Source organism: Niabella sp. (assembly GCF_030150205.1).
Taxonomy (GTDB): domain Bacteria; phylum Bacteroidota; class Bacteroidia; order Chitinophagales; family Chitinophagaceae; genus Niabella.
On record NZ_JASLGT010000009.1, the window covers coordinates 96,350 to 110,022 of the forward strand.

Consider the following 13,673-nt stretch of genomic DNA (forward strand, 5'->3'; position numbering starts at 1 on the left):
GGCCGCTTTCTGACAAGGGAATACCTCCGGATCTAATAAATGTTGTCAGCGGCGCTTTTACAGATAAAGACATCCGGCTTACTGCGCCTTTGCAGTAAGGGACCGCATCGTTCTGTGTTTCGTACCTCAATGGCAATAGCGTTTAAATCAATTACCTTTGAACGTATCAAATGTTTAGTATGTCTGTAAAAGCTGATTTGTTTCAAAGCCCTGATTATTTTGCAGTAGATGCGTTGTTTACCGAAGAGCACCGCATGATCCGTGATGCGGTACGCGCCTATGTAAAAAAGGAAATTTCACCCGTTATTGAAAAATACGCACAGGAAGCCAGGTTCCCGGAGCATATTGTAAAACAGTTAGGCGCATTGGGATGTTTTGGACCAACAGTGCCGGTGCAATATGGCGGTGGCGGGTTAGACTATATCAGCTACGGGCTAATGATGCAGGAATTGGAACGCGGCGATAGCGGGGTACGCTCAACTGCGTCGGTCCAGGGCTCGCTGGTAATGTTCCCGATTTTTGCCTATGGCAGCGAAGAACAAAAAATGAAATACCTGCCCCGGTTAGCCAGCGGTGAATGGCTGGGATGTTTCGGGCTTACCGAACCGGATCACGGAAGTGATCCCTCCAGCATGGTGACCCGCTATACCGAAGACGGGGATCATATTATTTTAAACGGCGCTAAAATGTGGATCAGCAATGCACCTTTCTCACAGGTGGCCGTGGTATGGGCCAAGGATCCGGCAGGCGTGGTACATGGTGTGATTGTAGAACGGGGGATGGAAGGCTTTTCCACACCCACCACCCATAATAAATGGAGCCTGAGAGCTTCGGCTACCGGTGAACTGGTTTTTGATAATGTAAGAGTGCCCCGAACCCACATCCTTCCAGGGGTAAGCGGCATGAAAGGACCACTAAGCTGTTTAAATAAAGCACGGTTTGGCATTGCCTGGGGGGTGATTGGCGCCGCAATGGATTGTTATGATACGGCGCTGCGTTATGCAAAAGAGCGCATCCAGTTCGAAAAACCGATCGGGGCCTTTCAATTGCAGCAAAAAAAGCTGGCAGAAATGATCACGGAGATCACTAAAGCCCAGTTGCTCAACTGGCGGCTGGGAGTATTGATGAATGAGGGTAACGCCTCACCCCAGCAGGTAAGCATGGCCAAACGGAATTCCTGTGCCATTGCCACGCAGATCTGCCGGGATGCGCGCCAGATCCTCGGCGGCATGGGCATTACAGGCGAATACCCCGTCATGCGGCATATGATGAACCTCGAAAGTGTGATCACCTATGAGGGCACGCACGATATTCATTTACTGATTACCGGAATGGATATTACGGGGATGAATGCGTTTAAATAAAGAGGCTCCCGGTTAGTAGCAATCAGTTATCAGTTATCAGTGGGTCGCGTGAGGACTTGATGTTTGTTCTTTGGATCGTGTTTTTTGAGATTTGGATCTTTGGTTTTTGTATTTTTCTCTTTAGAACTTATTCAAGGCAATCAGCTATCAGCGGGTCGCGTGAGGTCTTGATATTTGCCCTTTGGATCTTGTTTTTTGAGATTTTGTTCTTTAGTGTTGGGAACATCGTGACAAATGGGAAACATATTTGTACCGGGTTTTAAATTTGGTCTTTAAAATTTATTACGGCATCACCAACATCTCACTTTAAACATTTTCCTATAAACCACTTCAATATCTCCCCCCAAAATATTTCACCATCCCCCCCGAATACCGGATATTTGCCGGGATCTCTATCGGAGCTTAATATTTGGATTTTAGAATTTAGTATTTAGAATTTACTACCGTTATGCGTATATATCTGATCGGTTTTATGGGTGCGGGGAAAACACATTGGGGAAAGATCCTGAGTAAAAAACTGGAGCTGCCGTTTTATGACCTGGATGAACTGATCGTTGCATCCGAAGGGCGGCCCATTACCCGGATCTTTGAAGAAGAAGGCGAAGAATATTTCCGGATGAAGGAAAAAGAAGTACTGTATATGATCACGGACAGCCATCCCAACCTGCTGCTTTCCTGCGGGGGTGGGGCCCCCTGCTTTTTCAATAATATCGATTATATGAATGGGCATGGTACCACCGTATGGCTGAATACGCCTTTTGAGATCCTGCTGGGCCGACTGCGGCAACAGAAGGCACACCGCCCGCTTTTAAGAGACCTGGACGATGAACAATTACAGGCGTATATTGTTAAGAAAAACAACGACCGGCGGATCTATTATGATCAGGCAAAACTAAAAGTAGACGATTGCCATATCCGGCCGGAAGAGTTTGTAAAAAAGATTATTGATGCATAGAGCTTATCTTTCTTTGGGCGCGGCATTGTCCGGGCTGGGGGTAATTCTGGGTGCCTTTGCTGCACATAAATTAAAGGAAATAGCGCCTGACTCGGTGCCTACGTTTCAAACCGGGGTGCAGTACCAGATGTACCACGCCATTGCACTGATCCTTGTAGGAATGCTTTTTGAAAAGTACCCCGTAAAATTCATGTCCTGGGCCGGTATAGCCTTCCTGATCGGGATTATCCTTTTTTCCGGATCCCTTTATGCCCTTGCAGCCCTGAAAGCTACCGGGAAAGTAGGCCTTGGCGGCTTGGGCATACTAACCCCGATAGGCGGATTGTTCTTTATTGCCGGCTGGGTGTTTTTTACACTTAGTGTGCTTAATAGTAAATAATTATATGCTATTGGTCAGGCGTATGATTCTTAAAAGCTGGTAACCGGCGGGTCAGGGGAGCGTTCCAGGTTTAAAGTTTAATGTTCCAGGCTTGCCCGCCATGGCGGGTTGGGTTTCGTTCCGGGGGCCTTAGCCTTTGTTTTTTGAGGTTTGTTTTCTGAATTTAATTTCTGTTCTTCATTCCCACATTCCCACATTTTCACATTTCCACATTTTCACATTTCCAAATTTCCAAATTCCCCCCAAATCCCGGTTTGGCACTTGATTTTTCATTCTTTAAACAGTAATAGTATCTTTGCTTTTATGGCGACTAAGAGTAAACCGAAGAATAAAAAACCAATAGCGCGGAATCATACTACGACTGGAACCTGGAAAGTTGAAAAAGAAGAAAAAGTTCAGCTCAAGGAGTTGGCCAAAGACGAACGCACCTGGAAAATTGCCGGAACCACCTTCCTGCTGATTTCCGTTTTCCTGATCATTTCCTTTATTTCCTATTTCTTCACCTGGCGGCAGGATTTTACCCAAATTTCCCGGGGAAGTGAGATCCTCTGGGACCCGGATGTAAAGATCCTGAACCTGCTGGGGAAACTGGGCGCGCTGATGGCGCATTATTTTATTTACCGGTTATTTGGCATAGCAGCACTGCTGATCTGCACATTCTTTTTTGTGGTAGGCGTAAACCTCCTGTGGCGCCGCCGGGTATTTTCCGTTTGGAGAAATCTGAAATATGTAACCCTGGGCATGTTGGTCGTATCGGCCATACTGGCATTCCTGTTGCCCGATGAAGAATTTCGCTGGGGCGGTGGTGTTGGCAATATGATTGCCGGATGGCTAAGAGGCTCGCTGGGTACCATTGGTGCCGGGGCCGTGCTTGGGCTGATTGTGATCGCCTATTTTATCTGGCAGTTTAACCCCGTGTTCAGTTTCCCTAAAAAACTGAAACGCCCGCAACCGGAAGAAGGGGCAGTAGCAGAGCCGGAAGCGCAGTCCGCAGTAGAAGAGGTAGCGCCGGAAGTAAAAAGCCCCGCAGCCACCGAAAAGAAAGGGGCGAAGCTGGTAATCGATAGCGAAGTAGAAAAGCCGAAATATGACATTAAGCTGATCAATAAAGAGCCGGTTGTACAAACCAAAGAGGAGGAAGAAGGCCATGAGCGGATTACGGTGTTAAAACCGGAAACGCGGAAAGCAACACCTGTTGAGGCGAAAGAGGAATTGCCCGGAATGGATTTGAATCCAGACCCTGAACCGGACCTGCCGGTGGCTCCCAAACCGGTAAAGCCCGTGAAGCCGCTTACGGATGAAGACCTGAAACTGGAGATCAATTCAGGCCCGATTGCACCCACGCCCGCAGCGGCAGCACCTGCACCGGCAGAAAAAACAAAGGCCTATGAGCCCGCCCTGGATCTGAAACATTATAAAAAACCGTCTGCGGACCTGCTGGAATCGCATGGCAGTGAAAAGGTAGTGCAGGATCCCGCAGAACTGGAAAATAACAAAAACCAGATCATCAAGACCCTTGCCAACTATGATATCGAAATTCAGAAAATAAGTGCCACGGTAGGTCCCACAGTAACCCTGTATGAGATCGTGCCTGCAGCCGGCGTACGGATTTCGAAGATCAAAAACCTGGAAGACGATATCGCGTTGAGTTTGTCTGCGCTGGGGATCCGGATCATTGCGCCCATCCCCGGGCGCGGTACCATTGGTATTGAAGTGCCCAACGCCCGTAAAACGATCGTAAGCATGAAAACCCTGCTGGCGTCGGATGCCTTCCGCAACAGCAGTTTTTCATTGCCGATTGCATTGGGAAAACGCATCGACAACGAAAACTTTATTGTAGACTTGGCTACCATGCCGCACTTGCTGATGGCAGGGGCTACGGGACAGGGTAAGTCCGTTGGGATCAATGCCATCCTGGTATCCCTGTTGTACAGCAAGCATCCTTCACAATTAAAGTTTGTACTGGTCGATCCCAAAAAAGTAGAACTGAGTGTATACAGCCAGATCGTAAATCATTTCCTGGCCCGTTTGCCCAATGAGGAGGATGCCATCATTACGGATACAAAAAAGGTGATCAATACCCTCAATGCATTGTGTATTGAAATGGATAACCGTTACGACCTGTTAAAGGATGCCGGTTGCCGGAATATCAAAGAATACAATGCCAAGTTTACGGCGCGCAAACTGAACCCTGAAAAAGGACACCAGTTCCTTCCGTTTATCGTACTGGTGGTGGATGAGTTTGCCGATCTGATCATGACGGCCGGTAAAGAAGTAGAAATGCCTATTGCGCGTCTGGCACAGCTGGCACGGGCCATTGGTATCCACCTGATCATTGCCACACAGCGACCTTCGGTGAACATCATTACCGGTATCATTAAAGCCAACTTCCCGGCCCGTATCGCTTTTAAAGTGAGCAGTAAGATCGATAGCCGCACCATCCTGGATGCCGGTGGCGCCGATCAGCTCATTGGAAAAGGAGATATGCTCATCAGTCTGAACGGAGAACTTTCAAGACTGCAATGTGCATTTGTAGATACACCGGAAGTAGATAAAGTGGTTGATTTTATCGCTTACCAGGAAGGTTACCCGCAACCCTTCCTGCTGCCGGAATATATTGATGAAAAAGACCTGGAAACCGGTGATTTTGATATGGACGACCGGGATTCATTATTTGAAGACGCTGCAAAGCTGATTGTGGCCAACCAGATCGGATCTACCTCCTTACTGCAACGTCGCATGAAGCTGGGATATAACCGCGCGGGACGCCTGATGGATCAGCTGGAACAGGCCGGCATCGTGGGGCCTAACCAGGGAAGCAAGGCCCGGGAAGTATTGATAAAAACAGAGGCGGAGCTGCAACAGCACCTTGAAATGCTGGGTTAAAATCTGTTAAAAACTGTTAACCTCCGCAACCCGGTATAAATCTTGACGTCTAAGGAGTATAAAAATTAATAAACCAATTTAAAAAAGAATATGAAGAAAGCATATGTAAGTGCCGTTTTTTTATTGATGACCGTTTGTTCGTTTGCGCAGCAGCGGGATCCGGCGGCAAAGGCGATCCTGGATGAGGCCAGCGCCAAATTTAAAACCTATAAGACGGTGGTTGCTACATTTGGATACCAGATTCAGAGTGCGGTAGGGAAGGTGCTCACAAAGAAAACCGGTACGGTGAATATGAAAGGCGACAAGTTTAATATCACTTTTGGAAGCAATAAAATTATCAGTGACGGAACTACCGTTTGGAATTATGATCCCGGTACCAAGGAAGTAACCGTTAATAATGCCAACAAATCAGAGAGCACGATCACGCCACAGAAATTGTTTACCGATTTCTATAATAAGGATTTTATGTACATGATGTCTCCGGATAGCAAGGTAAATGGAAAACCGGTATCCGTGATCCTTATGCAGCCGATCGACAAAAACAAACCGTTCAGCCGTTTATACCTGGCCATCGACAAAGCCAGCAAAACCGTGGTAAGCGCTACTGTGGTAGAGAAAAGCGGTAACAAATATGTTTACAGCATCGGGAGCCTGAAACCTAATGTAACCCTGTCTGATGCACAGTTCGCCTTTAATAAGGCCAGCTATCCCGGCGTGGAAGTAGTAGACCTGCGGTAATAAATATACCTTTTATTAAAGAGAATGAAATGCCCCGCTAAGGGGCATTTTTTATGTATGGTGAATAATCAGTTTACAGGGAATGCGTACCGTTGAAACCGGAAGGGGCGTGTCTGCCGTATGATCAATGTGCTTCAGCAGCAACTCCGCCGCGGTAATGCCCATTTCAAAAGAGTTTTCATCAATCGATGCACTGGGTTTATGATCCAGGTACTGGATCAGCGGCAGGTTACCAAAACCCACCATATCGATCTGCTGTAACCGCTTCGGGTATCGCTCCTTAACGAAACGGAGCGCATCAAGACTTACATAACTTTTGAAGGTAAAAAAAGCCGTGGGAGGATCCGGAAGGGCAAATAAGGCTTCCATCATATGATCGGTTTGCGTTACCGAAAAATCAATCTCCCTTACAAGTTCTGGATCATAGGGAATTCCCTGTTTTTCAAGTGCCCTGCGATAGCCTTCGTGCCGGAGATGACTGGTGCCCAGGGCCGCAGGACCCATCAGGTGAGCAATGCGGCGGTGCTGCTTTTTTACAAGGTAATCGATGGCCAGTTCTGCGGCATGCTCATTGTCGGTAACCACGGCATCAAACCCGGGATCATTCAGCGAGCGCGACAGAAATACAACCGGGATACCGGTTTGCTCCAGTCGCTGAAAAAGCCCGGTCTTTTTGGTGTTTTTGGAAATTGCAATGATCACACCATCCACGCGGCTGCTGATCAGGTTCTGGATGATCTGTTCCTCCTTCTCGGTATCTTCATGCGATTGCGCCACAATTACCTGGTATTTATTGGCACCCGCAACGGCCTCCACTCCATTAATGGCCAGCACATAGAACTGGTCCAGCAGATCGGGGATCACCAGGCCCAGGGTAAAGGACTTGCTTTGTTTAAAATGCCGGGCCGCTTCATTGGGAACATAGTTCCATTCGTTGGCCAGGTTCACTACCCGCTCCTTTGTCATGGTACTGATGCTGGAATTGTCGTTCAGGGCTTTTGAAACCGTGGAAACGGACATGTTCAGTTTTGCAGCAATATCTTTTATAGTAACGCCCTTTTTCACGATATATAAATAAGTTGTTTTCCAAAAGGTCAGGAAAAAAATGTGATTTTCAAAAAAAAACAAAATATTCAAACGTTGTAATATGGGGTTCGTGCACTTTAACGGGGTCGGCTGTTGTAAGCCAGGGGGATAAATAATATATTCGTGCCATCGAAAGCTGCGCCTATTGCCCTTAATGGAAACACATGCGCGGTTTTGCTTGTCGTTAGACTTTAAAATAAGAACTATGAGTGCATTTGATCTTGCCGGTAAGGTAATTGTTATTACCGGCGCTACGGGTATTTTGGGAAAAGCCTTTGTAGAAGGTGTTGCTGCTGCCGGCGGGGCTGTAGTCATTACCGGCCGGAATGAAAAAGTGGCGCGGGAGCGGGAAATGCAGATAAAAGCGCAGGGGGGAAGAGCGCTTGCTGTAATGGCCGATGTTACAAAGGAACAGGACCTGGAGGCAGCGCGGGAAGTGGTGCTGAGCACCTTCGGACGGATCGATGGGTTGGTAAATGCTGCGGGCGGAAATATAAAAAATGCCATCATACAAAAAGATATGGGCCTTTTTGACCTGGATATTACAGCCCTGCGCACGGTGATGGATCTGAATTTAATGGGAACCATACTCCCCACCCAGGTTTTTGGAAAAGTGATCGCTGAAAATGGCGGGGGCAGTATTGTAAATATTTCTTCCATGGCTTCGCAGCGGGCCATTACCCGGGTATTGGGATATAGTCTTGCCAAAAGTGCCATTGATGCCTATACCAAATGGTTTGCGATGGAACTGGGCAACCGCTATGGTGATGCTGTTCGGATGAATGCCATTGCCCCGGGCTTTTTTCTTACAGAACAAAACAAGGATTTACTGACCACACAGGAAGGCGGCATGACGGAACGCGGTGCTGCTGTTGTGCATCACACGCCCTTTAAACGGCTGGGCGACCCGGTAGAACTAAACGGGGCATTGATCTGGCTGCTCAGCGATGCTTCCCGGTTCGTAACCGGAACGGTGATCAATGTAGATGGCGGGTTCTCTATCTTCAGTGGGGTATAGCAGACATCTGTAACCGTGGCCCGGTTTAATAATATGATTTGATATATAAAAGATCAAATGCCAATCACTGCCCTAACGATTTTTATTGTTGCCACAGATGTACTGGTTACGGCTGCGACGCCCGCATCGCGCTATTTTGATCTTTATTAAAGCTGCCAGATCTGTACATCTACGGCTTTAAGTAAAACCACATTGAAATCCCAATATGTAATCAGAACTACTGCTGTGTAGCGGGATGCGGTTGATCAGCTTCAGGATAAAACTCCTGATGACCGGCACATTTATTAAGCAGTATCAAATAAAAAATAATCAAGGCGCAGTTTACTGGTCGTGCTTAGCAGAGCCCTGGTAATTGGCGGAACATATAACCCCGCGTTACAGGCGCATTCCTGGTTTTTTTGTGATCAACAAATTTGTAATCAGAATTAATATCACAAATTATTTATTACAAAAATTGTGATCATGATTTTTGTAATCACAAAAAATATTACAAAAAATTTTATTACAGACGGGGCGTAATGAACATCCAAAAAACCTCATCGCTCTTAAAGAGCCGGAGCTATGGGAAGATCGTCAGGAATAAGTACGCCGCAAAAATAACCAGCAATACTACTCCATAAAGAATATTGGTTTTACCGGTTACCAGGGATAGCATCACCGTAAAAATGGAAAGGATCAGCAGCACAACGGATGTGGTATCAATACCCAGTAACACCGGAGTATGGCTGAACATAGTATAAATGGCCACTGCAGGAATGGTAAGGCCGATACTTGCCAGTGCGGAGCCCAGGGCGAGGTTCATACTGGTCTGCAGCCGGTTTCTGCGGGCGGCCTGTATGGCGGCAATACATTCAGGTAATAAAACCACCATAGCAATAATGATCCCTACCAGGGAAGCCGGTGCTCCAATAGAAGCCACCCCTGCTTCAATAGCCGGAGAAAGCATTTTTGCCAGTAAAACTACAGCCCCCAGACTGGCAATGAGCAAAATCAGGCTGGTAAACGTGGTTTTGTTGGTAGGTGGTGCCGCATGCACATCCTCATTTTCCTTACCCTCCGGATCTGCCGGTAAAAAATAATCGCGGTGCCGGATGGACTGGATCATGATAAAGCTGGCATAGATGATGAGGCTAACTACTGCCGCAAAAACCAGCTGTGGCTGGGTATATTGAGGCCCGGGCTGACTAACCGTATAATTGGGCAGCACAAGGGTTAAGACCAGGATGGCTGTAAGCGCTACCAGTGCCGATGTGGTGGAGTGTTTTGTTACAAACTGTTCCCGGAACTTGGCGCCGCCGATAAGGATACAAATACCAATAATAAAGGTGAGAATGATCATGATGGCTGCAAAGACCGTATCCCGCGCCAGCGTGGCGGTATTGGCGCCGCCGGAGGACATCAGCGATACCAGCAGCGAAACTTCGATGACGGTAACTGCCAACGCCAGGATGATCGTTCCAAAGGGTTCGCCAACGCGGTGCGCTACCACTTCCGCATGGTGTACGGCGGCCAGCACCCCGGCAATAAGTACAATACAAAGAATGATCAGGGGAAGGGTCCCGGTCATTGAGCCCATCGTAAAATAGGCGATCCAAGCAATAACGGGCGTAATTAACGTCCAGGCGGGCAATGACAGGTTCAACTTCATAAAATAGGTATTTAGGTAGAAATAACGGCTTTCCGGATCCGGATCAGCTGGTCCAGCAGGGGCTCCAGGTAATCCAGTTTCAGCATATTGGCCCCGTCGCTTTTGGCTACGGCCGGGTTGGGATGGGTTTCTATAAAAAGCCCGTCGGCGCCTGTGGCAATCGCTGCTTTTGCAATGGTGCCAATAAGCTCCGGGTTACCACCGGTAACACCGCTGGTTTGGTTAGGCTGCTGCAGGCTATGGGTACAATCCATAACCACCGGTACCTGGTGCTCCTTCATCCAGGGAATATTCCGGAAGTCTACTACCAGGTCCTGGTAGCCAAAGGTATTACCCCGTTCGGTAAGGATCACTTTTTCGTTGCCGGCATGTGTTACCTTATCCACGGCAAATTTCATGGAAGGTCCGCTGAGGAACTGACCTTTTTTGATATTAACCACCTTTCCTGTTTTAGCGGCGGCTTCCAGCAGGTCCGTTTGCCGGCTCAGGAAGGCCGGGATCTGCAGCATATCTACATATTCCGCAGCAATGGCGGCTTCTTCATGGGCGTGAATATCGCTGACAGTAGGGATGTGAAAACGTTCTTTAACCTGTTTGAGCAATTGCAGTGCTGCTTCGTCGCCGATGCCGGTAAAGGAATTCACGCTGGTGCGGTTGGCTTTCCGGTAGGAAGATTTAAACACATAGGGGATGCCCAGGTTTCTGCAAATGCCGGAAACTTTTTCCGCCACTTCCATTACCAGGGGTTCACTTTCGGCTACACAGGGGCCTGCCAGCAAAAAAAAATGATTCGCGTCGTATTGCTGGCCGGCAAAAAGATCCGTTAAGAATTGATTCATAATGCAAATATAGCCTGTAACAGGGCGTTCGGCCAAAACAGGTTTTTTATCCAGACCTGGCCTTTAATTCTGTTGCATAACTTAATTTGCACAAAAAAAAGCAAATTTCAATCGTTTGCGCAGGAATTGCATCCTGAACAATCTGCCAGTATATTTGCACTTTAAAATACTGCGGCATGACAAAAGAAAAGATCCTGGTGATCGGTGCTTCCGGCCAGATCGGTGTAGAACTGACCCTGGCTTTAAGGGAAATATACGGAAACAATAATGTGGTGGCTTCTGATCTGAGAGAAGAGAACCCCCTGCTGAAAGGTTCCGGTCCCTACGTTAGCCTGGATGTGATGAACAAGGAAATGCTGCACGTACAGGTGATCCGGCAAAACATCACCCAGATCTATCTCCTGGCAGCGATTTTGTCCGCTACCGGTGAAAAGAATCCCGGCCTGGCCTGGCATCTGAATATGCAGGGGCTTTTGAATGTACTGGATATTGCCCGGGAAGAACATATCAGCAAAGTGTACTGGCCTTCCTCTATCGCCGTATTTGGCCCTACATCCCCCAAACAAAATTGTCCGCAGCAAACCATTATTGAGCCCACAACGGTTTATGGGATCAGTAAATATGCCGGTGAATTCTGGTGTAATTATTATAATATGAAATACGGGGTAGATGTAAGAAGCATCCGGTACCCGGGATTGATCTCTTATAAATCGGCTCCGGGTGGTGGCACTACCGATTATGCGGTTGAAATTTTTCACGAAGCACTGGAGGAGAAAAAATATACCAGCTTTTTAAGCGAGGATACTTACCTCCCGATGATGTATATGCCGGATGCTATCCGCGCTACCATTGAGCTGATGGAAGCACCGGCGGAGCAGATCTCTATCCGGACTTCTTATAATGTAGCCGGTATCAGTTTTTCTCCGAAGGAGATTGGCTCGGAAATAAAAAAGCATATTCCTGAATTTGAAATGGCGTATGAACCCGATTACCGTCAGCAGATCGCCGATAGCTGGCCGCAAAGCATTGATGACACGGTAGCCCGCAATGACTGGGGCTGGAAGCATGAATACAGCCTGGCCACGATGACGGAGGATATGCTGAAAAATCTTCCGGAAGCAGAAGCGTTTAAGGGATGAAATTCTAAATTCTAAGAACCAAATCACAAATTTCAAAAGACAGGATCCTCCCCAAAAAACAAAAAACAAAGATCAAATCTCAAGGCCTGGGATAATGATCCATGTCCCAGCTGTTCCACCTGTCTCCCAATGCCAAGGACCTGGAACTTTAAACCTGAAAGGGCGTTCCATCACTGCCACCAAAGCTTTACCCCCTTGGTATCTCCGCCAATGGCCGCTGCAGCAGCCTCCTTATTTTTATTGTTGGTATTGGTTTCCACAACGGGGTAGGTTAACCGGCTGGGCACCATGGTAACGTTGGGATCGAGCGAACCGGCAACGGGCGCTATGAACAACGGCGTTCCATCTGGTTTGGTAAACTGAAGCCGGAGGCGCTCATACCAGGATTGCAGTCCCTGCATATATAACGCGATCCATTTTTGTGAACCGATGAGGTTTTTCCAGTTGGAGCTGTTATAGGGAACGGTGTTGATATAGGTGTTGGCAGCGGCCTCCGGCACTTTCCAGAAATGCATATTGGCCCGGATCCCTGCTTTATAAAATGTTGCTGCGGTGCCGCCAACGTTCATGCCTCTCGCCGCAGCTTCGGCCAGCAGGAACTGTACTTCTGAAGCCGTTATTAAGATGCCGGGGAAGTCAGGCGCATAAACACGCACGCCCGGTGTGGAGTATTTTTGGGCATCGGCTGCAGAATTGGTGCCCTGTCCATAGGGCTTGCCTATAATGGTTTTTGAATTTTTTGCCGGACGGGCATAAATCTCCAAACGGGGATCGTTTAATGCGCGCAAATAGTTAACCATCGTTTCACTCACTACAAATTCTACCTGCTCCCTTCCAAAATCATTATAGGGGTTCTGATTGGGCGCCTGGCTGGTATAGGGAAATAAGGCATCGTCTGCACCATCTGTAATAACGCCATTTTTTACAGCAGCTTCAATCGCTGATATGGCTTCCGCTGGTTTGGCCTTGCTCATGCGCATTGCAATACGAAGGATCAGGGAATTGGCCAGCTTTTTCCATTGCTCAACGTCTCCGTTATAGATGACGTCTCCGGATGAATAGCTTTCTTTGGACGCGTCCAGTACGCCCTGGTATTCATTTAGTCTTTTTAGAAGATCGGTGTATATTCCAGCTGCATCATCGTAAGCCGGTGCAGGAATACTGTCCGATAACGCATGGGAGTAAGGGATATTGCCATAAGCATCGGCAAGCGTTTGATACAGCCATACCTGCAGGATGCCCGCGATCGCATTTTGATTGGGAACCGGGTCCTGGATAGCCGCGGTCCGGTTTAAATCGATCAGGGTCTGGAGATCTTTCAACGGACGATTGTAGAGCGACCATAATGTGGAGTTACCGGCTTCACCCAGATTGTAGCGGCTGTCTTCCTCCTTATCCGATGCCGCCCAGTATTGTGCATAGTGCATCCCGATGCGGTTATTGACCACCGAGTTATATAAAATATCCATCGCATTCTTTTCTGCCGAAAGCAATAACTGTTCGGGGGTTACGGCAGATGGCTTTACCGGGTCGGTATTTAATGCATCAAATTTGCTGCAGGCAGCCAGGTTACACAGGAGCAGGAACAGGATGGATTGATTTATTAAAGATTTCATCATGT

Annotated in this window: 11 protein-coding genes; 7 read left to right on the forward strand and 4 right to left on the reverse strand. The window is 47.8% G+C overall.

The features are described from left to right. The first annotated feature begins 179 nt into the window (after positions 1-179). The 5 genes from Q1V85_RS08445 to Q1V85_RS08465 all read left to right on the forward strand — a co-directional run bounded on the left by Q1V85_RS08445 (position 180) and on the right by Q1V85_RS08465 (position 6,322). Entirely contained in the window at positions 180-1,364 is a 1,185-nt protein-coding gene (locus Q1V85_RS08445) for an acyl-CoA dehydrogenase family protein (RefSeq protein ID WP_300598911.1), read from the forward strand. A gap of 448 nt (positions 1,365-1,812) precedes the next feature. Beyond that, positions 1,813-2,319, forward strand: a complete 507-nt coding sequence (locus tag Q1V85_RS08450; protein WP_300598913.1) for a shikimate kinase — start codon at positions 1,813-1,815, stop codon at positions 2,317-2,319. Then, positions 2,312-2,698, forward strand: a complete 387-nt coding sequence (locus Q1V85_RS08455; RefSeq protein ID WP_300598914.1) for a DUF423 domain-containing protein — start codon at positions 2,312-2,314, stop codon at positions 2,696-2,698. The genes Q1V85_RS08450 and Q1V85_RS08455 overlap by 8 nt, the downstream gene beginning before the upstream one ends. A 303-nt stretch (positions 2,699-3,001) precedes the next feature. Continuing rightward, a complete protein-coding gene (locus Q1V85_RS08460) occupies positions 3,002-5,584 on the forward strand; it encodes a DNA translocase FtsK (RefSeq protein ID WP_300598916.1) in 2,583 nt (860 codons plus the stop codon). A gap of 90 nt (positions 5,585-5,674) precedes the next feature. Beyond that, complete coding sequence (locus Q1V85_RS08465; protein WP_300598918.1) at positions 5,675-6,322, forward strand: outer membrane lipoprotein carrier protein LolA; 648 nt, start codon at positions 5,675-5,677, stop codon at positions 6,320-6,322. A 51-nt stretch (positions 6,323-6,373) separates the two neighbouring features. On the opposite strand, the gene Q1V85_RS08470 is transcribed toward Q1V85_RS08465, so the two are convergent. Next, positions 6,374-7,387: a LacI family DNA-binding transcriptional regulator gene (locus Q1V85_RS08470; RefSeq protein ID WP_300598919.1), complete on the reverse strand. Its 1,014-nt coding sequence runs from the start codon at positions 7,385-7,387 to the stop codon at positions 6,374-6,376. Positions 7,388-7,613: 226 nt separating this feature from the next. Between Q1V85_RS08470 and Q1V85_RS08475 the strand changes: the two genes are divergently transcribed. Then, positions 7,614-8,426 (forward strand): SDR family oxidoreductase, encoded by an 813-nt coding sequence (locus Q1V85_RS08475; protein WP_300598921.1) that lies wholly within the window; start codon positions 7,614-7,616, stop codon positions 8,424-8,426. Positions 8,427-8,985: 559 nt separating this feature from the next. On the opposite strand, the gene Q1V85_RS08480 is transcribed toward Q1V85_RS08475, so the two are convergent. Both Q1V85_RS08480 and kdsA read right to left on the reverse strand, forming a co-directional pair. Beyond that, on the reverse strand, positions 8,986-10,074 hold the full coding sequence (locus tag Q1V85_RS08480) for an ionic transporter y4hA (protein WP_300598923.1): 1,089 nt from the start codon (positions 10,072-10,074) through the stop codon (positions 8,986-8,988). An 11-nt stretch (positions 10,075-10,085) separates the two neighbouring features. Next, on the reverse strand, positions 10,086-10,913 hold the full coding sequence (gene kdsA, locus Q1V85_RS08485) for a 3-deoxy-8-phosphooctulonate synthase (RefSeq protein WP_300598925.1): 828 nt from the start codon (positions 10,911-10,913) through the stop codon (positions 10,086-10,088). A gap of 176 nt (positions 10,914-11,089) precedes the next feature. On the opposite strand from kdsA, the gene Q1V85_RS08490 reads away from it, so the two are divergent. Continuing rightward, entirely contained in the window at positions 11,090-12,052 is a 963-nt protein-coding gene (locus Q1V85_RS08490) for an NAD-dependent epimerase/dehydratase family protein (RefSeq protein WP_300598927.1), read from the forward strand. 170 nt (positions 12,053-12,222) lie between these two features. On the opposite strand, the gene Q1V85_RS08495 is transcribed toward Q1V85_RS08490, so the two are convergent. Continuing rightward, on the reverse strand, positions 12,223-13,671 hold the full coding sequence (locus Q1V85_RS08495; protein ID WP_300598929.1) for a SusD/RagB family nutrient-binding outer membrane lipoprotein: 1,449 nt from the start codon (positions 13,669-13,671) through the stop codon (positions 12,223-12,225). Positions 13,672-13,673: the final 2 nt, after the last annotated feature.